Origin of the sequence: Agromyces ramosus (assembly GCF_030817175.1) — a bacterium.
GTDB lineage: Bacteria > Actinomycetota > Actinomycetes > Actinomycetales > Microbacteriaceae > Agromyces > Agromyces ramosus_A.
This window is the reverse complement of record NZ_JAUSYY010000001.1, coordinates 141,919-157,592: the sequence shown is the minus strand read 5'-3', so window position 1 is coordinate 157,592 and position 15,674 is coordinate 141,919. Positions and strand designations below refer to the sequence as shown.

Genomic DNA, 15,674 nt, shown 5'->3' with positions numbered 1-15,674 from the left:
GTTGCCGGCATGGCTGAACTCGTACTGGAACTCGCAGAGACCGTCGCCGGCGTCGGCGTGAAGACGTCGTACGGCGAGAGGATCGACATCGGCGGAGCCACGGTCGTTCCGGTCGCACTCGGCTACTACGGCTTCGGCGCAGGCAGCGGCAGCGGCGATCGCGCTGCCAGCGACCTGCACGGCCAGGGCAGCGGTGGCGGCGGCGGCGGCATCTCCATTCCGCTCGGTGCATACGTCGGTCGCGGCGGCGACGTGCGGTTCGAACCGAACCTCATCGGACTGCTGCTCGTGGCGACCCCGCTCGTATGGGTCACCGGCAAGGCGCTGAAGGCGGTCATCCGCGCGCTCAAGCACTGAGCGGTCACGAAGCGACGCACTCGAGCGCCGTCGTCCTCGACGCGGCGTATACTCGTGAGCGAACACGGGAGTCCGGTGAGCCGGGCTGAGAGGAAGGTTCTCAACCTTCGACCGTCGAACCTGATCTGGGTCATGCCAGCGCAGGGAGGGCATCACATCTCAATTCCCGTGCCTCTTTCCTCGAACTGAAAGGGCACGAACAGTGCACGCAACCGTCACCGCATCCGAATCCGAATCCTCCGTCGACACCGGGGCGCGACGCTTCCGCTGGCGGGTCGTCGACATCGTCGTGGCGAGTGTCATCGGCGTCGCCACCGGCCTCGTCTTCCTCTTCTGGAACAACGTCGGCTACGCCTGGTTCTCCGCGGCCGACGCCGTGACCCCGGGGCTCGGCGGCATCGCCGTCGGCCTCTGGCTCATCGGCGGCGTGATCGGCGGGCTCGTCATCCGCAAGCCCGGTGCGGCGCTCTACGTGGAGCTGCTCGCCGCGGTCGTCTCGGCGCTCGTCGGCAACCAGTGGGGGATCGAGACGATCTATTCCGGGGTCGTGCAGGGCCTCGGCGCCGAGCTCGTCTTCGCCGTGTTCGCCTACAAGCGTTTCGGCGTGCTCCAGGCCATGCTCGCGGGCGCGGCAGCCGGCGCCGCCGCATGGACGCTCGAGCTGTTCCTGTCGGGCAACCTGCAGAAGTCCGCCGAGTTCCTCGGCCTTTACTTCGTGGCCGTCGTGGCCTCGGGCGCACTCCTCGCCGGTCTCCTCGGCTGGGTCGTGGTACGCGCGCTCGCGGCGACCGGCGCACTGCACCGTTTCGCCGCAGGGCGGGACGTCACCGAGCGGGTATGACGGTGTCGCACTCCGCGCTCGCACCGCGGCCGGTCCGCGTCGAGGCCCGCGAGTGGGGCTGGCGCCACGCAGGGCGCATCCGGTGGGCGATCGACGGCATCGACCTCATGATCGAACCGGGCGAGCGGGTGCTCCTGCTCGGTCCGTCGGGCTCGGGCAAGTCCTCGCTCCTGCACGCCCTCGCCGGCGTGCACGGCGGTGACGACGAGGGCGAAGAGCGGGGTCAGCTCCTCATCGACGGTGCGCCGGCGGCCGAGTCGCGCGGACAGGCCGGCCTCGTGCTGCAGGACCCCGACTCCCAGGTGATCCTGGCTCGTGTCGGCGACGACGTGGCGTTCGGTTGCGAGAACCTCGGCGTTCCACGTGACGAGATCTGGCGACGCGTCGACGAGGCGCTCGAGGCCGTCGGGCTCGACCTGCCGCTCTCGCGTTCCACCTCGGCGCTCTCCGGCGGACAGAAGCAACGCCTGGCGCTCGCCGGCGCGATCGCAATGCGGCCGGGCCTCCTGCTCCTCGACGAGCCCACCGCGAACCTCGACCCGTCAGGCGTCGCCGAGGTGCGCGACGCCGTCGCTCGCGTACTCGATCGCACGCGTGCCACGTTCGTGGTCGTCGAGCACCGGGTCGACGTCTGGGTGGACCTCGTCGACCGGGTGATCGTGCTCGGCGGCGATGGGCGGCTCATCGCAGACGGGTCGCCGTCGGAGGTGCTCGATCGGCACCGGGATGCCCTCCTCGCCGCGGGCGTCTGGGTGCCGGGCGTCCCTGTTCCGGTCATCGGCGCGTCGGATGCCGCGAGCCGGGGTCCGATCGAGCCGTTCCTCTCCGGCGAGCAGCTCGGGGTCGGACGGCGCCCGGGCGCGGTCGTGCGCGCGGGACTCGACCTCGTGCTCCCCGAGGGACGCTCCACGGTGCTGTCAGGACCGAACGGTGCCGGCAAGTCGACGCTGGCGCTCACCCTGGGCGGGCTGCTGACCCCGCTCGCCGGTCGCGTCGCGGCATCCGATTCGCTCGCGGCGGGTCTCGCGGCCGCTCCCATCCGGTGGCGCTCGCGAGACCTGCTCACCCGCATCGGCACGGTCTTCCAGGAGCCCGAGCACCAGTTCGTCTCGTCGACCGTGCGGGGCGAGGTCGCGGTGGCGCCGCGCGCGCTCGGCCTGCCACAAGCCGAGATCGAGAACCGCGCCGACGAGGTGCTCGCCCGGCTCCGCCTCGATCGGCTGGCGGGAGCGAATCCCTTCACGTTGTCGGGAGGCGAGCAGCGGCGACTGTCGGTCGCCGCCGTGCTCGTCGCCCGCCCACGCGTCGTGATCCTCGACGAACCGACCTTCGGACAGGACCGGATCACGTGGCTCGAGCTCGTGCGGCTCCTACGCGAACTCGTCGACGACGGCGTCACGCTCCTCTCGGTGACGCATGACACGGCGTTCCGCGAGATGCTCGGCGAGCATCGGCTCGAGCTCGCGGCATCCGATGAGACCGTCGTGTCGCGCCCGCTCGGTGGCGCAGCATGAGCGCACAGCTGACCGAGCCGGCCGTCGGCATGCTTCCGGATGCGCCGCGGCTCCGGTTCATCGACGGCGTCAACCCGGTGACCCGTCTCGCGGCGGTGATGGTGCTCACGACGCCGCTCCTGCTCACCGTCGACTGGCTGAGCGCCGCTGTCGCCCTCGGGATCCAGCTCGTGCTCTTCGCCCTCGCCGGCGTGACGCCGCGGCTCCTGGTCGCGCGCACGTGGCCGATCCTCATCGCGGCGCCGATCGCCGGTGTCAGCATGCTGTTGTACGGACGCCCCGAGGGCACCGAGTATTGGAGCTTCTGGCTCGCCAGCATCACCGACGGATCGATCGAGCTCGCCGTCGCGGTCACCGTCCGCGTGCTCGCGATCGGCCTGCCGGCTGCATTGCTCTTCCTCCGCGTCGACCCGACCGACCTCGCCGACGGCCTTGCGCAGATCGCGCACCTGCCGGCACGGTTCGTCCTCGGGGCCCTCGCGGCGACGCGCCTCGTCGGCCTCTTCGTCGAGGACTGGCGTGCAATGGCGCTCTCGCGCCGGGCACGCGGCATCGGCGACCACGGTGCGGTGCGTCGCGTCGCGACGATGGCGTTCGCACTGCTCGTGCTCGCCATCCGCCGCGGCAGCAAGCTCGCCACCGCCATGGAGGCGCGCGGCTTCGGATCCGATATCCCGCGCACGTGGGCGAGGCAGTCACGAGTGGGTGCCTCGGATGCGGTGCTCCTCGTGATCGCGGCGGTGATCGCGGCGACGTCCATCGCGATCGCCGTGTGGGCCGGAACGTTCCACCCGGTGTGGGCGTGACGCGCGCCGTGGGGGCGGAAGCGACGACGATCAACGCCATCGCGGACCCGCGAGTCGCCGCCGCGTCGGTGCGCGCCGTGCTCGATGCGGTCCGCGGCATCCGTCGCCCGCTCGTGCTGATCGACGGGCCGAGCGGTGCGGGCAAGAGCACGCTGGCCGACGCCCTCTCCGCGTCGTGGCCCGGCGGCCCGCCAGCGCTCGTGCGCCTCGATGACGCCTATCCGGGCTGGTCGGGGCTCGAGCGGGCCGGCCTCGAGCTCGCGCGCACGCTCGTACCGCCGGTGCGGCGCGGAGCTGTGGGCACCTGGCGCCGATGGGACTGGGCGCGGGGGGCACCCGCCGACCTCGTTCGGCTTCGTCCGGGCTCACCGCTCATCGTGGAGGGCTGCGGTGCCTTCGAGGTCGGGGGAGCGGCATCCGGCACCGTGAGGGTGTGGATCGATGCGGCCGACGTGGTGCGCAAGCGGCGCGCCCTCGGCCGGGACGGCGGCGCGTACGACCCGTTCTGGGACCTGTGGGAGCGTCAATGGCGCCACTATGTGCGACGCACTGCACCGGCCGCGCGTGCGACCGTGCGCGTCAGCGCGACTGCGATGTGAGCAGCCGGTGCCGTGATCGCCATCGGCGAACCGTGGCGGCGCCCGCCTGCCGCCCGGGAGTGCCGAGGACTACGGTAGAGGTATGAGCGCAGACACGGCTGGAACGCAGTATGTCGCCGAGTTCGTCGACGGCCCCCTCGAGGGCGACTTCGAGCATCGCATCCTCGTGGGCGGTAAGCCCGAGTCGCGTGTCGGCATGGTCGCCGCGGTCGACGGCCTCGAATCGGTGTTCTGGTACGACGCGATCGACGAGCACCACGTCAACGGGCAGCTGCGGGTGCGCTTCCGCTTCGATGCCGGCGACTCCGACCCTGTCGAGTCCGACGAAGAGAACGACTGACGCGTCGGGCGCGCCGAACTCCGCGCTCAGCCCTCTTGACCGGCGAAGAATGCGCCCACGAGCGGGATCGGGTTCATCAGGCGCCAGAAGGGTCCGGGGTCGCGGATGGCGTCGGTCAGCTGAAGCGGCGACGCGAGGTCGCCGGCGGCCGACGGCACACTGACGCGACCGACATCACGGCCGGCGGGCGCGGTCGTGAACGACTCGACGGTGACGGATGCCTCGCCGCGCGCGGAGCCCCACGAGGCATCCGCTCGATCGACTGATGCGACGAGCTCGGCGCGCTCGCCCCAGGCGGACTCGATGCTTCCGTAGCGCGTTCCGGCGGTGATGACGGTGACGGGCTGTGCCGCGACCGCCGCTGAATCGAGCGTCGCGATGACGGCCGGGTCGAGCGTCTCGTAGTCGGGCATCAACAGCATGGCGCCGACGACGCGGCGCGGTTGCTCGCCCTCGGCGACGGGCACCATCGAGGTGTAGATGAACGTCACGCCCGCTTGGTCGGTGAAACTGCGTGCCAGTGCGCGAACGCCGACACCGATCGGGTGGGCGACGACGTCGGGAACGTTGCGCGGCGTGGCTGCGCCCGGAGTCGATGGGGCCGGGGTTCCAGTGTCGGAATCGGCCGACTCACCGTACATCTCCGCGAGCTCGGGATTGGCGAGCACGAGTGCAGCGAGGCGCGTGACCTCTTCCGCCGTGCCGACGTTGTCGCCCGAGAGGCCGGTGGCGTCGTCGACGCGGGTCGCCGTGAAGCCATTGTCAGCGAGCCAGGCGTTGGCGGCCTCGACATAGGACTCGACGCCGCCGAACGCCCACCGCACGAGCGTGTCGGCGTGATTGTTGCTCGAGGCGAGCAGGACGGCGCGGATGACGTCGCGCTCCGACCACGTTTCGCCGGGCGAGACCTGGAGCACCCTCGATCCCTCTGCTGCGTGCCGCAGGTAGTCGGTGTAGTCGTCTGGCCCGATCTTGATGCCCGGTCCGTCGCCGTCAGCGGGCAGGGGAAGCGGCAGGGCGTCGAGGGTGGCGAGCACGGTGACGAGCTTCGCGGCGCCGCCGATGGGCACGGCGGCCGGATCGCCGGCGAGCGCGAGCGTCTGCGCGGATGCGTCGTCGGCGACGAGCGCGAGGGCGCTCGAACCCGTGTCGGGCAAGCTGATCGGCGTCGTCGCCGTCTGCCCGGATGCCGCGACGGCGGCGTCGTCGATCTGCACCGCGACGGCGGGGAGCGGCCCCAGGAGCATCGCGGGCCCGTAGACGCCGACGCCGAGGATCGCGATGGCGCCGAGGGCGATGCCGACGATTCGGCCGGGGTTCAGAGTCATGGAATCAGGCTAACCCGAGCCGGGTCAGGCCCAGCCCAGCTCGTGAAGGCGGGCGTCGTCGATGCCGTAGAAGTGCGCGATCTCGTGCACGAGCGTGACGTGGATCTCTTCACGGAGCTCCTGCTCGTCGGCGGAGATGGCGAGCAGCGGCTCGCGGTAGAGGACGATGCGATCGGGCATCTCACCGAAGCCGTAGCGGTCGCGCTCGGTGAGGGCCCAGCCGTCATACAGGCCGAGGAGGTCGAGCGAGCCGTCTTCGGGGCGGTCTTCGACGACGAACACGATGTTCTCGAGGCCGTCGACCATGTCGTCGGGAAGCTGGTCGAGCTCATCGACGACGATCGCTTCGAACGCTTCGGCATCGAGTTCCACGACCTGCTCCGATCGGGAGAATCGGGATGAACCCGAGACGTGCATTGGGGGTGAGCAACGGGTTCGAGCCCGCGACCTGTTCTTCGAATCTGCACCACGACCAGGCGCTATTGGGGTGAGTAACGGGGCTTGAACCCGCGACCTCCTGGACCACAACCAGGCGCTCTGCCAACTGAGCTATACCCACCATGTGTCGATCGCTGACGCAATCAGGCAACTCAAAGAGCCTACTACACCTTCTGGTCGAACTCGTGCACGACCTCGGTCGCGAGGGACTGCAGCTCGTGGCTCGTCGGCCCTGGCTCGGCGATGAAGACGGCGCGCCGGTAGTAGTGCAGTTCGCGGATGGACTCGAGGATGTCGGCGAGGGCGCGGTGGCCGCCGTTCTTCGCCGGGGAATTGAAGTACGCGCGGGGGTACCAGCGCTTCGCGAGCTCCTTGATGGAGGACACATCGACGCTTCGGTAGTGCAGGTGCGAGTCGAGGCGCGGCATGTACTTCGCGAGGAAGGCGCGGTCGGTGCCGATGGAGTTGCCGGCGATCGGCGCCCGCTGCTCTTCGGGGACATGCTTGAGGACGTATTCGAGGACTTCGTACTCGGCTTCGGCGACGCTGACCCCGTTGGGGATCTCTTCGATGAGGCCCGATTGCGTGTGCATCGTGCGGACGAACTCGCCCATGGACTCGAGTGCACTCGCATCGGGCTTGATCACGATGCTGAGCCCTGCATCGACGGGGTTCAGGTCGTAGTCGGTGATCACGACGGCGATCTCGACCAGCTCGTCGATGTCGAGGTCGAGCCCGGTCATCTCACAGTCGATCCAGACCAGACGGTCGCTCGAGGAAGCCATGCGGCGAGTCTACCGGGGCGCTCGGACAGTGCCGACGTCAGCCGATGAGCGCGCGATGGTCGGTGCCCCCGGCAGGAATTGAACCTGCGACCAAGAGATTAGAAGGCTCCTGCTCTATCCGCTGAGCTACGGGGGCGGGCGTGCCAAGCATACCGGGGTCGCTTGGAACTCAGCCTTCCGTGGGCACGTGCACGTCGGTGGGTGTCGGCCGGCGGGCGGCATCCGGAGAGCCCTTGCGCAGTGCCAATGCGACCAACGGGAAGAGCAGCACCGACAGCATGCCCGCGCCGACGAGTGCGGCTGCCGTGCCGCTCGGGAGATCACCCTGATCGACGCCGATCGCGGTGACGGCGACGATGATCGGCAGTGCGGTGGCGCCGAAGAGCGCCGTCGCAGCGAGGTCGCGCCGGCTCGACCCCCGTGGGGCCGCGAACAGCGACGGCACGCCGCGCACGATGAGCAGCAAGAGGAGGAAGATCGGCAGGAGGAGCAGGGTGAGCGGGTCGCCGATGAGCGCGGCCAGGTCGAAGGTGACGCCCGTGTTGATGAAGAAGATCGGCACGAGGAATCCGTAGCCGACGGCCTCGAGCTTCGACTCGACCATCTCGACGTCGCGCTCGGGTGCGCCGCTCAACAGCAACCGGAAGAGCACTCCCGCGGTGAACGCTCCGAGCAGCATGTCGAGGTCGAGCACGACACTGAGGGCGACGAGCGCGAGCAGCAGCAGGACGACGAGGCGCACCGCGAACTGGCCGCTCGTGTGCAGCGTCGTCGTGATCACCCGGTGGAGTCGCCTGCCGACGCCGCGAGAAGCGAGCCAGATCGCGATGCCGGTCACCACCGCGAAGGCGACGAGCACGATTCCGGCGAGGAGTGCCGATCGACCGCTGAGGAAGAGGGAGATCGCGAGCAACGGCCCGAACTCGCCGACCGCGCCGAGCGCGATCACCGCGATGCCGAAGGGGGTGCCGAGGTCACCGGAGTCGCGGAGCACCGGCAGGATCGTGCCGAGTGCCGTGGAGCTCAGGGCGATGCCGATGAAGATCGCGGCGGAGAGATGGCTGGCGAGCAGTGCGGCGAGGCCGATGCCCGCCGCGAGCGACATGATCCACCCGATTGCTGCGCGGCTGAGCGGGCGACCCCGGATGGTGCGGAAGTCGATCTCGTTGCCGGCGAGGAAGAACAGCATCGCGAGGCCGAAGTTGGCGAGCACCGAGGTGAAGTCGTCGGGCTCGATCCATCCGAGCACTGCGGGGCCGAGCAGCAGGCCGAGCACGATCTCGAAGACGACGAGGGGGATCGCGATCCAGCGACCCAGCCCACGCACGAGGAGCGGCGCGGCGACCGCGATCGCCGGGAAGAGCACCATCGTGCCGATCGAGATGTCCATGCCGCGCCCCCGTTCGCGCACGCAGGTGCGCCACTCGCGATGCTAACGGAGCGGTGTCGCCGCCGCGCGGCAATCGAGCGGATGCCCCGCGCGGCACGTTTCGTCGCCGAAACATGTCGGCGGTATCGTCGTGGGCATGCGAGACCTGCAGGCGCGAATCATCGCCGAACTCAACGTCAGCCCGGTCATCGACCCCGCCGCGCAAGTGCGCCTCCGCGTCGACTTCCTCAAGGAGTACCTGCGCGCCACGGGCGCCGGCGGCTTCGTGCTCGGCATCAGCGGCGGCCAGGACTCGACACTCGCCGGGCGCCTCTGCCGTATCGCCGTCGACGAGCTCGTCGCCGACGGCGTACCGGCACGGTTCGTGGCCGTTCGCCTGCCCTACGGCGTGCAGCGCGACGAAGCGGATGCGCAGTTCGCGATCGAGTTCATCGATCCCCAGGAGTCGGTGACCTTCAACATCAAGCGCGGGGTCGACGGGCTCACCGAGGAGTTCGCCGACGCCACCGGTGCCTCGCTCAGCGACTTCGGCAAGGGCAATGTGAAGGCACGTATGCGCATGGTCGCCCAGTACGCCCTCGCGGGCGAACGTGCGTTGCTCGTGGTGGGCACCGACCACGCCGCTGAGGCGGTCACCGGCTTCTTCACGAAGCACGGCGACGGCGGTGCCGACGTCCTGCCGCTCGCAGGTCTGACGAAGGGGCAGGGGCGGGCGCTCCTCGAGTACCTCGGGGCGCCGGAGCGACTGTCCGCGAAGGTGCCCACCGCCGACCTGCTCGACGCGAATCCCGGCCAATCCGACGAGGCGAATCTCGGACTGACCTATCGTGACATCGATGCCTTCCTCGAGGGCGAGGAGATCGATCCCGGCGTGGCCGAGCGCATCGAGGCACGGTTCCTGCAGACCCGCCACAAGCGAGCCGTTCCAGTGTCGATGTTCGACGACTGGTGGCGCTGACGGGTGATGCGTGCGGGGCGTTCGCCCCGCGGGTCAGCGCCGCTCTGACTCGAGCGTCGGTGTGGGGGCGGTCTGAGGGCCCGCCGTCGCCGTCTCGCTGAGGGTGACGGTCTCGCGGTAACGATCGTGGTGCTGCTGGGCGACCCAGGCGTCTTGCGCTTCGGCAGATGCCTGATCGGGCTCGGGCCGCTCGGTGCGCCAGCGCACGAGGTCGTTCTGGAATTGGCGGCGCGTGCGAGACGGGTGCCGCTGCCATTCGAGGAGCCGGTCGCGGAACTCGACGACGGCCGGGTCGAGCTGGTAGCCGAAGGTCGCGGAGGCGCGCTTCAGCTCGTGAAGCTGGTGGGCGGCCCAATTGGCCGCGACATCCGAGCCGCGGATCGGCAGCAGCCGCACGAGCATGTCGGCCTGCCCGACGGCTCGATCGGCGAGCACCTGCTCCTGCGGGGTGAGGGAGTTCCAGACCGAGGCCTCGGTGGCAGCGTCGACGAGTGCGGCGATCGCCGCTGTCTTCACCTCGCGGTCGCGTTGGCCGACGACGCGCTTGATGGCCGCGCTGGCGATCCACGCGGCGAGGAGTCCGGCCACGAGGACCGCGACGAAGAGCACGACGGCTGCGAAGACCGTTTCGCGCGCGGCGCTCGAGGAGAGCCATGAGATGAGATCGTTCCACCACTGCATGGCCGCAGCGTACCCCGGGCCAGCGCCGCGATCACCGACCGGTCGCGGCGTGCCCGATTCGCGCTGACCAGGCTCACCGGAAGACGTCGGCGGCGTCGCTCGGCGACCAGAACTCGCCGAGCGGCATCGAGCGGATGCCTCCGGGGAGCAGGCGGCGCGTTCGATACGGCTCGGACTCACCGGCGCGCTCGATGTGCCCCAGTACGACGCCGTCGGGGCGTGCAACCCGCCAGAGCCCACCGGCTGCCGGCGAGATGCGGAGTCCGGGGATCGTGACCGGGAACGGTTCACGCGACCGCGTGAGGGTGGTGGCGGACATGTCGCTCCTCTCGTGTGCAGCCGGCCCTGCGATGTGGCTCGAACCTACGAGAACCCGCCGACATCGCGATGTGCGCCTGCGCGCGCGATCAGGGAAGCGACTCCCGGGCGGCCATCGACTGGGTGGCGAGGTCGGCATCGGCCGCACCGGCGGATGGCGCGGTCTGCGCGAGCACGACCGCGATCAGTCGCGCCGGGGTGACCCCGCCTCGATGACGACCTTCGTCACGCTCCCGTTCGTGCCGAACAGGAGGGCGGCGAGGAGGAGCGCGAAGGGGCAGCCCACTCAAACGAGGACCGTGCCGGTCGCGGCGAAGGGATCGATGCGAGCGATCTCGTCGTCGGAGAGCGGAGCGGCGTCGAGTGCGGCGACGTTCTGCTCGAGCTGGGCGACGCTCGAGGCGCCGATCAGCGCGCTCGCGACGAGCGGCTGGCGGAGCACCCAGGCGAGAGCCAGCTGGGCGAGTGTCTGGCCGCGCTCGCGGGCGATCGCATCGAGGGCACGAGCGCGATCGAGGTAGTCGGCGCTGATGCGGTCGGCCGACAGGAACCGGCTCGTCGCCGCGCGGGAGTCGGCCGGGACATCGCCCGTCAGGTAGCGGTCGGTGAGCAGGCCCTGCGCCAGAGGTGAGAACACGATGCTCGCCGCCCCGACCTCCTCGAGGGCGGGGAAGAGGCCCTCTTCGATGTGCCGATCGAACATGGAGTACCGCGGCTGGTGGATGAGCAGCGGCACGCCCTCGGCGGCGAGCGCCGCGGCCGCGGCGCGGGTCTGGTCGGGATCGTAGTTGGAGATGCCGACGTAGAGGGCCTTGCCCTGGCGCACCGCGCTCGCGAGCGCGCCCATCGTTTCCTCGATGGGCGTCTCGGGGTCGGGCCGGTGCGAGTAGAAGATGTCGACGTACTCGAGCCCCAGGCGCCCGAGGCTCTGGTCGAGCGAGGCGAGCAGGTATTTGCGCGATCCGAAGTCTCCGTACGGGCCGGGCCACATGTCGTAACCGGCCTTCGACGAGACGATGATCTCGTCGCGGTACGGGGCCAGATCGGTGGCGAGGATGCGGCCGAAGTTCTCCTCGGCGCTCCCGGCGGGCGGGCCGTAGTTGTTCGCGAGGTCGAAATGGGTGACGCCGAGGTCGAATGCGCGGCGCACGATGGCGCGCTGCGTGTCGAGCGGCCGATCGTGGCCGAAGTTGTGCCAGAGACCGAGCGAGAGCGCGGGCAGCTTCAGGCCGCTGCGCCCGACTCGGTTGTACTGCATGCGTGCGTATCGAGCGGAATCGGCGACGAAGTTCATGTGACAACCCTATGGCGCGGGAAACCGCGTTCCCGACGGCGCGACTCGTCCTCGACAGCACCCGCGCGCAGCCGGTTGCACACGAGACGGCGTCTCGCGCCCGGATGCCGCGGCCGACGCGGCGATGCTGGGCGCAGCGGCTCCGGGGTGTCGTCCCGGCACGAGGATGCCCCGGGGCCGCGAGCCGCCGAACCGCGGCGGCATCCGACCGAGGAGTGCACATGACCGACAACATCACCATCACCGGCGTCGTGGGAACCGATCCCCACCACCACGTCACGACCCAGGGCCTCCCGATCACCTCGTTCCGCCTCGCCTCGACGCGACGGTACTTCGACCGTGCGAAGGCCTCTTGGGAAGACGGCGAGACCAACTGGTACACCGTCTCCGCATTCCGGCAGCTCGCGTCGAACACGAGCCAGTCGATCCGCAAGGGCGAACGTGTCGTCGTGTTCGGTCGACTTCGTCTCCGCGCGTGGGAGACCGGCGAGAAGTCCGGCACCGCGGTCGAGATCGAGGCCGACGCGATCGGCCACGACCTCTCGTGGGGCATCGCGTCCTACACGAAGGTGCGCAGTGCACGAGCAGCGGATGCCCCGACCGGCGCCGAGCCCGACGGCTCGCACGACGCCGGCGCCGACCCCGACCCCGGCGCCGCGTCCGGTTGGCCGGGTGACGAGTCGGTCGCCCGCGCCGGATCGACAGCCGACCAGCCCGCTGAGGGCGAGTTCGAGGCGAAGAGAGTCACCGTCTGACGGCGCTGCGCGACCGCTCGTGCAGGGTATGAACGCATAGACTCGGCTCGGGCGGTCGGCACCGCCGGATGAGGGGAACGATGGCTCGGCGGCTCGGTACCTCCGCGGCCCTGGCGATCGTCGGGGCCGCGATGATCGTCGGCATGACGGCATGCACGTTCGGGGGCGCAACGTCCTCCACGTCGCCGTCGCCGTCCGCGACGGGCTCCGTCTCCCCGCGGCCCACGCCGACGACTCCGCCGGCGTTGCGGCCGGAGCTCCCCGCTTCCGAGAACCTGGCGTTCTTCGACCTGGTCAATCAGGGCGTGGTCGCCGCGAACGGCGCAGCCGGCGGGCGTGACTTCATCGATGCACTCGTCGCGGCGGGGTTCGACAAGGCGGCGATGGAAGTCACCGCTGACACGACGACGATCGGCGACCCGGCCGACTCGGTGCAGTTCGCGGTGCTCTTCCAGGGCGAGTGCCTCGTCGGGCAGTACGGTCCGAAGTCCGGCGGCTACCACGGCGTCGTGCGTCCGGCGCTCGGCACTGGTGGCTGCCTCGTCGGCCAGACGCGCCCCATAGACTGGTAACCAATATGGCGGATTACATTTACTCGATGGTGCGCGCCCGCAAGGCGGTCGGCGACAAGGTCATTCTCGATGACGTGACGATGGCGTTCCTGCCCGGCGCGAAGATCGGCGTCCTCGGCCCGAACGGTGCCGGTAAGTCCACGATCCTGAAGATCATGGCGGGGCTCGACCAACCGTCCAACGGTGAGGCGAAGCTCACGCCCGGCTACACCGTGGGCATCCTCATGCAGGAGCCCATTCTCGACGAGACGAAGACCGTGCTCGAGAACGTGCAGGAGGGCGTCGGCCCGATCAAGGCGAAGCTCGACCGGTTCAACGAGATCTCGCTCGCGATGGCCGAGCCCGACGCCGACTTCGACGCGTTGCTCGCCGAGATGGGCACCCTCCAGGAAGCCATCGACGCGGCCGACGCGTGGGACCTCGACTCCCAGCTCGACCAGGCGATGGACGCACTGCGCTGTCCGCCCGGCGACGAGCTCGTCGCCGTCCTCTCGGGCGGTGAGAAGCGTCGCGTCGCCCTCTGCAAGCTCCTGCTGCAGAAGCCCGACCTCCTCCTGCTCGACGAGCCCACGAACCACCTCGACGCCGAGAGCGTGCTCTGGCTCGAGCAGCACCTCGCGAAGTATCCCGGTGCCGTGCTCGCCGTGACCCACGACCGGTACTTCCTCGACCACGTCGCCGAGTGGATCTGCGAGGTCGACCGAGGCCGCCTCTACCCCTACGAGGGCAACTACTCGACCTATCTCGAGAAGAAGCAAGAGCGTCTGACCGTCCAGGGCAAGAAGGACGCCAAGCTCGCCAAGCGACTCGCGAGCGAGCTCGAATGGGTCCGCTCCAACGCCAAGGGGCGCCAGGCCAAGTCCAAGGCACGTCTCGCGCGCTACGAAGAGATGGCGGCCGAAGCCGATCGCACGAAGAAGCTCGATTTCGAGGAGATCCAGATTCCGCCGGGCCCCCGTCTCGGCGACATCGTGCTCGAAGCGAAGAACCTCGAGAAGGGCTTCGGCGAGCGAGTGCTCATCGACGGGCTCAGCTTCACGCTGCCGCGTAACGGCATCGTGGGCATCATCGGGCCGAACGGTGTCGGCAAGACCACCCTCTTCAAGACGATCGTGGGTCTCGAGCCCCTCGACGACGGCCAGCTGAAGGTCGGCGAGACCGTGAAGATCTCGTACGTCGACCAGTCGCGTGGCGGCATCGATCCGAAGAAGACCCTGTGGGAGGTCGTCTCCGACGGACTCGATTACATCCAGGTCGGCAAGACCGAGGTCCCGAGCCGCGCCTACGTCTCGACGTTCGGTTTCAAGGGCCCCGACCAGCAGAAGCCCGCCGGCGTGCTGTCGGGCGGCGAGCGAAACCGCCTGAACCTGGCGCTGACGCTCAAGCAGGGCGGCAACCTGCTCCTCCTCGACGAGCCCACGAACGACCTCGACGTCGAGACACTCTCGAGCCTCGAGAACGCGCTGCTCGAGTTCCCGGGCTGCGCCGTGGTCATCACCCACGACCGGTGGTTCCTCGACCGCATCGCCACGCACATCCTCGCCTACGAGGGCAACGACGAGAACCCGTCGTACTGGCACTGGTTCGAGGGCAACTTCGAGTCCTACGAGGCGAACAAGATCGAGCGGCTCGGCCCCGATGCCGCGAAGCCGCACCGCTCCGCATACCGCAAGCTCACGCGAGACTGACATGCGCCTCCACGTGCCGACCCCGCTGCGATGGAGTGACCTCGACGCCTACGGGCATGTGAACAACGCCCGCATGCTCAGCCTCCTCGAAGAGGCGCGCATCCAGGCGTTCTGGGTGAGCGACGACACCTCGGAGCACGCGGTCGGCGCGTCGACGGCCGTGCTCGACGCGACGCCCGGCGCGACGACGATCACGCTGATCGCCCGTCAAGAGGTCGAGTACCTCGCGCCGATCCCGTACCAGCGCCAGCCGGTCGACATCGAGCTCTGGATCGGGCACATGGGCGGCGCGAGCCTCGACGTCTGCTACGAGGTCTACTCGCCCGCAGGCAACACCCCGCGCGTGCTCTACACCCGCGCGGTCACCACGATCGTGCTCGTCGACGCCGAGACCGAGCGGCCGAGGCGCATGAGCGACGCCGAGCGCGCGGCTTGGCAGCCCTACGTCGGCGAGACCATCGAGTTCCGCCGGCGCTGACTCACCCGTCGAGCGGCTCGTCGCTGAACGATCCCTCCCAGACGGCGCGGCTGCCCGCCTCGCCGATCTGCACGAGCGTCCACGTGGTGCCCGCCGCCACCCCGACCGCAGCGACCGTGAGCACGATACCCACGCTCACGCGGATGCCTCGGCCGAGCTCCAGGCGCCCCGAGTCCGCACCCCGGCGCGCGGAGACGAGCTCGACGACGGCCCACGCGGCAACGAGTGCAGCGACCACCAGCAGCGCGATGAGCCACGGCACGATGTCCTCGCCCTGCGCCGTGTGCTTCTGGATCAGCGGTGCAGGCGGCACCCGCTGCTCGAGCCACTTGCCCGCCTCGATCGTGAGCAGGCCGAGCGGCAACAGCAACACCGCACCGATGAGCACCGGCAACCAGAGCACCCGCCTGGCGCCGGGCCACGCCGCGACGAGCACGAGCGCCAACGCGACGAGCGGCGTCGCCACGATGACGGCGTGCACGAGGAGCACGTGCAGCGGCAGGCCCGCGAACGTGTAATCGAACCCGTCCAT

General features: G+C 69.7%; 19 protein-coding genes, 2 tRNA genes and 1 riboswitch. Of the genes, 11 read left to right on the top strand and 10 right to left on the bottom strand.

Translation table 11 applies throughout. The features are described from left to right. Nucleotides 1–9 precede the first annotated feature (9 nt). The 6 genes from QFZ26_RS00755 (at nucleotide 10) to QFZ26_RS00730 (ending at nucleotide 4,457) form a co-directional block, all read left to right on the top strand. Nucleotides 10–357: a hypothetical protein gene (locus tag QFZ26_RS00755; RefSeq protein WP_307038578.1), complete on the top strand. Its 348-nt coding sequence runs from the start codon at nucleotides 10–12 to the stop codon at nucleotides 355–357. Between the two features lie 54 nt (nucleotides 358–411). Then, a riboswitch (TPP riboswitch) is annotated at nucleotides 412–521 on the top strand. Nucleotides 522–559: 38 nt separating this feature from the next. Beyond that, on the top strand, nucleotides 560–1,198 hold the full coding sequence (locus QFZ26_RS00750) for an ECF transporter S component (protein WP_307038577.1): 639 nt from the start codon (nucleotides 560–562) through the stop codon (nucleotides 1,196–1,198). After that, on the top strand, nucleotides 1,195–2,712 hold the full coding sequence (locus QFZ26_RS00745) for an ATP-binding cassette domain-containing protein (protein ID WP_307038576.1): 1,518 nt from the start codon (nucleotides 1,195–1,197) through the stop codon (nucleotides 2,710–2,712). The genes QFZ26_RS00750 and QFZ26_RS00745 overlap by 4 nt, the downstream gene beginning before the upstream one ends. Then, the gene (locus tag QFZ26_RS00740) at nucleotides 2,709–3,518 is read left to right on the top strand and encodes an energy-coupling factor transporter transmembrane component T family protein (protein ID WP_307038575.1); all 810 of its coding nucleotides are present in this window, start codon (nucleotides 2,709–2,711) and stop codon (nucleotides 3,516–3,518) included. Before QFZ26_RS00745 ends, QFZ26_RS00740 begins: the two co-directional genes overlap by 4 nt. Continuing rightward, nucleotides 3,515–4,117, top strand: a complete 603-nt coding sequence (locus QFZ26_RS00735) for an ATP-binding protein (protein WP_307038574.1) — start codon at nucleotides 3,515–3,517, stop codon at nucleotides 4,115–4,117. Before QFZ26_RS00740 ends, QFZ26_RS00735 begins: the two co-directional genes overlap by 4 nt. Before the next feature lie 82 nt (nucleotides 4,118–4,199). Further along, nucleotides 4,200–4,457: a hypothetical protein gene (locus QFZ26_RS00730; protein WP_307038573.1), complete on the top strand. Its 258-nt coding sequence runs from the start codon at nucleotides 4,200–4,202 to the stop codon at nucleotides 4,455–4,457. 26 nt (nucleotides 4,458–4,483) lie between these two features. Here QFZ26_RS00730 and QFZ26_RS00725 read toward each other — a convergent pair whose 3' ends face one another. The 6 genes from QFZ26_RS00725 to QFZ26_RS00700 form a co-directional block, all read right to left on the bottom strand. Next, entirely contained in the window at nucleotides 4,484–5,785 is a 1,302-nt protein-coding gene (locus tag QFZ26_RS00725; RefSeq protein WP_307038572.1) for a hypothetical protein, read from the bottom strand. 24 nt (nucleotides 5,786–5,809) lie between these two features. Then, nucleotides 5,810–6,202 carry a metallopeptidase family protein gene (locus QFZ26_RS00720; protein ID WP_307038571.1) on the bottom strand — a complete coding sequence of 131 codons (393 nt, stop codon included), beginning with the start codon at nucleotides 6,200–6,202 and terminating at the stop codon, nucleotides 5,810–5,812. A 66-nt stretch (nucleotides 6,203–6,268) separates the two neighbouring features. Continuing rightward, nucleotides 6,269–6,344, bottom strand: a tRNA-His gene (locus QFZ26_RS00715). A 43-nt stretch (nucleotides 6,345–6,387) separates the two neighbouring features. After that, a complete protein-coding gene (gene orn, locus QFZ26_RS00710; protein ID WP_307038570.1) occupies nucleotides 6,388–7,008 on the bottom strand; it encodes an oligoribonuclease in 621 nt (206 codons plus the stop codon). Between the two features lie 63 nt (nucleotides 7,009–7,071). Beyond that, nucleotides 7,072–7,144 (bottom strand) — tRNA-Arg (locus QFZ26_RS00705). Nucleotides 7,145–7,177: 33 nt separating this feature from the next. Beyond that, nucleotides 7,178–8,398: a cation:proton antiporter gene (locus QFZ26_RS00700; protein ID WP_307038569.1), complete on the bottom strand. Its 1,221-nt coding sequence runs from the start codon at nucleotides 8,396–8,398 to the stop codon at nucleotides 7,178–7,180. A gap of 136 nt (nucleotides 8,399–8,534) precedes the next feature. Between QFZ26_RS00700 and nadE the strand changes: the two genes are divergently transcribed. Continuing rightward, nucleotides 8,535–9,356 carry an ammonia-dependent NAD(+) synthetase gene (nadE, locus tag QFZ26_RS00695; protein WP_307038568.1) on the top strand — a complete coding sequence of 274 codons (822 nt, stop codon included), beginning with the start codon at nucleotides 8,535–8,537 and terminating at the stop codon, nucleotides 9,354–9,356. A gap of 33 nt (nucleotides 9,357–9,389) precedes the next feature. Here the strand turns inward: nadE and QFZ26_RS00690 are convergent, their stop codons facing one another. The 3 genes from QFZ26_RS00690 to QFZ26_RS00680 all read right to left on the bottom strand — a co-directional run bounded on the left by QFZ26_RS00690 (nucleotide 9,390) and on the right by QFZ26_RS00680 (nucleotide 11,649). After that, nucleotides 9,390–10,037, bottom strand: coding sequence for a hypothetical protein (locus QFZ26_RS00690; RefSeq protein WP_307038567.1), 648 nt, complete (start codon nucleotides 10,035–10,037; stop codon nucleotides 9,390–9,392). A 73-nt stretch (nucleotides 10,038–10,110) separates the two neighbouring features. Then, nucleotides 10,111–10,356 carry a hypothetical protein gene (locus tag QFZ26_RS00685; RefSeq protein ID WP_307038566.1) on the bottom strand — a complete coding sequence of 82 codons (246 nt, stop codon included), beginning with the start codon at nucleotides 10,354–10,356 and terminating at the stop codon, nucleotides 10,111–10,113. Between the two features lie 285 nt (nucleotides 10,357–10,641). After that, nucleotides 10,642–11,649 (bottom strand): aldo/keto reductase, encoded by a 1,008-nt coding sequence (locus QFZ26_RS00680; RefSeq protein ID WP_307038565.1) that lies wholly within the window; start codon nucleotides 11,647–11,649, stop codon nucleotides 10,642–10,644. A 221-nt stretch (nucleotides 11,650–11,870) separates the two neighbouring features. Between QFZ26_RS00680 and ssb the strand changes: the two genes are divergently transcribed. The 4 genes from ssb (at nucleotide 11,871) to QFZ26_RS00660 (ending at nucleotide 15,142) form a co-directional block, all read left to right on the top strand. Next, nucleotides 11,871–12,404, top strand: coding sequence for a single-stranded DNA-binding protein (gene ssb / locus QFZ26_RS00675; protein WP_307038564.1), 534 nt, complete (start codon nucleotides 11,871–11,873; stop codon nucleotides 12,402–12,404). An 80-nt stretch (nucleotides 12,405–12,484) separates the two neighbouring features. Beyond that, nucleotides 12,485–12,976 carry a DUF6993 domain-containing protein gene (locus QFZ26_RS00670; protein WP_307038563.1) on the top strand — a complete coding sequence of 164 codons (492 nt, stop codon included), beginning with the start codon at nucleotides 12,485–12,487 and terminating at the stop codon, nucleotides 12,974–12,976. A 5-nt stretch (nucleotides 12,977–12,981) separates the two neighbouring features. After that, complete coding sequence (gene ettA / locus QFZ26_RS00665; protein ID WP_307038562.1) at nucleotides 12,982–14,664, top strand: energy-dependent translational throttle protein EttA; 1,683 nt, start codon at nucleotides 12,982–12,984, stop codon at nucleotides 14,662–14,664. Nucleotide 14,665: 1 nt separating this feature from the next. Continuing rightward, entirely contained in the window at nucleotides 14,666–15,142 is a 477-nt protein-coding gene (locus QFZ26_RS00660) for an acyl-CoA thioesterase (RefSeq protein WP_307038561.1), read from the top strand. A 1-nt stretch (nucleotide 15,143) separates the two neighbouring features. Here the strand turns inward: QFZ26_RS00660 and QFZ26_RS00655 are convergent, their stop codons facing one another. Then, nucleotides 15,144–15,674: a hypothetical protein gene (locus tag QFZ26_RS00655; protein WP_307038560.1), complete on the bottom strand. Its 531-nt coding sequence runs from the start codon at nucleotides 15,672–15,674 to the stop codon at nucleotides 15,144–15,146.

Coding starts and splice junctions, on each gene's coding strand:
- QFZ26_RS00755 (WP_307038578.1), top strand. CDS start 10: ATGGCTGAACTCGTACTGGAACTCGCAGAGACCGTCGCCGGCGTCGGC.
- QFZ26_RS00745 (WP_307038576.1), top strand. CDS start 1,195: ATGACGGTGTCGCACTCCGCGCTCGCACCGCGGCCGGTCCGCGTCGAG.
- QFZ26_RS00740 (WP_307038575.1), top strand. CDS start 2,709: ATGAGCGCACAGCTGACCGAGCCGGCCGTCGGCATGCTTCCGGATGCG.
- QFZ26_RS00730 (WP_307038573.1), top strand. CDS start 4,200: ATGAGCGCAGACACGGCTGGAACGCAGTATGTCGCCGAGTTCGTCGAC.
- QFZ26_RS00725 (WP_307038572.1), bottom strand. CDS start 5,785: ATGACTCTGAACCCCGGCCGAATCGTCGGCATCGCCCTCGGCGCCATC.
- QFZ26_RS00720 (WP_307038571.1), bottom strand. CDS start 6,202: ATGCACGTCTCGGGTTCATCCCGATTCTCCCGATCGGAGCAGGTCGTG.
- orn (WP_307038570.1), bottom strand. CDS start 7,008: ATGGCTTCCTCGAGCGACCGTCTGGTCTGGATCGACTGTGAGATGACC.
- QFZ26_RS00700 (WP_307038569.1), bottom strand. CDS start 8,398: ATGGACATCTCGATCGGCACGATGGTGCTCTTCCCGGCGATCGCGGTC.
- nadE (WP_307038568.1), top strand. CDS start 8,535: ATGCGAGACCTGCAGGCGCGAATCATCGCCGAACTCAACGTCAGCCCG.
- QFZ26_RS00690 (WP_307038567.1), bottom strand. CDS start 10,037: ATGCAGTGGTGGAACGATCTCATCTCATGGCTCTCCTCGAGCGCCGCG.
- QFZ26_RS00685 (WP_307038566.1), bottom strand. CDS start 10,356: ATGTCCGCCACCACCCTCACGCGGTCGCGTGAACCGTTCCCGGTCACG.
- QFZ26_RS00680 (WP_307038565.1), bottom strand. CDS start 11,649: ATGAACTTCGTCGCCGATTCCGCTCGATACGCACGCATGCAGTACAAC.
- ssb (WP_307038564.1), top strand. CDS start 11,871: ATGACCGACAACATCACCATCACCGGCGTCGTGGGAACCGATCCCCAC.
- QFZ26_RS00670 (WP_307038563.1), top strand. CDS start 12,485: ATGGCTCGGCGGCTCGGTACCTCCGCGGCCCTGGCGATCGTCGGGGCC.
- ettA (WP_307038562.1), top strand. CDS start 12,982: ATGGCGGATTACATTTACTCGATGGTGCGCGCCCGCAAGGCGGTCGGC.
- QFZ26_RS00660 (WP_307038561.1), top strand. CDS start 14,666: ATGCGCCTCCACGTGCCGACCCCGCTGCGATGGAGTGACCTCGACGCC.
- QFZ26_RS00655 (WP_307038560.1), bottom strand. CDS start 15,674: ATGGACGGGTTCGATTACACGTTCGCGGGCCTGCCGCTGCACGTGCTC.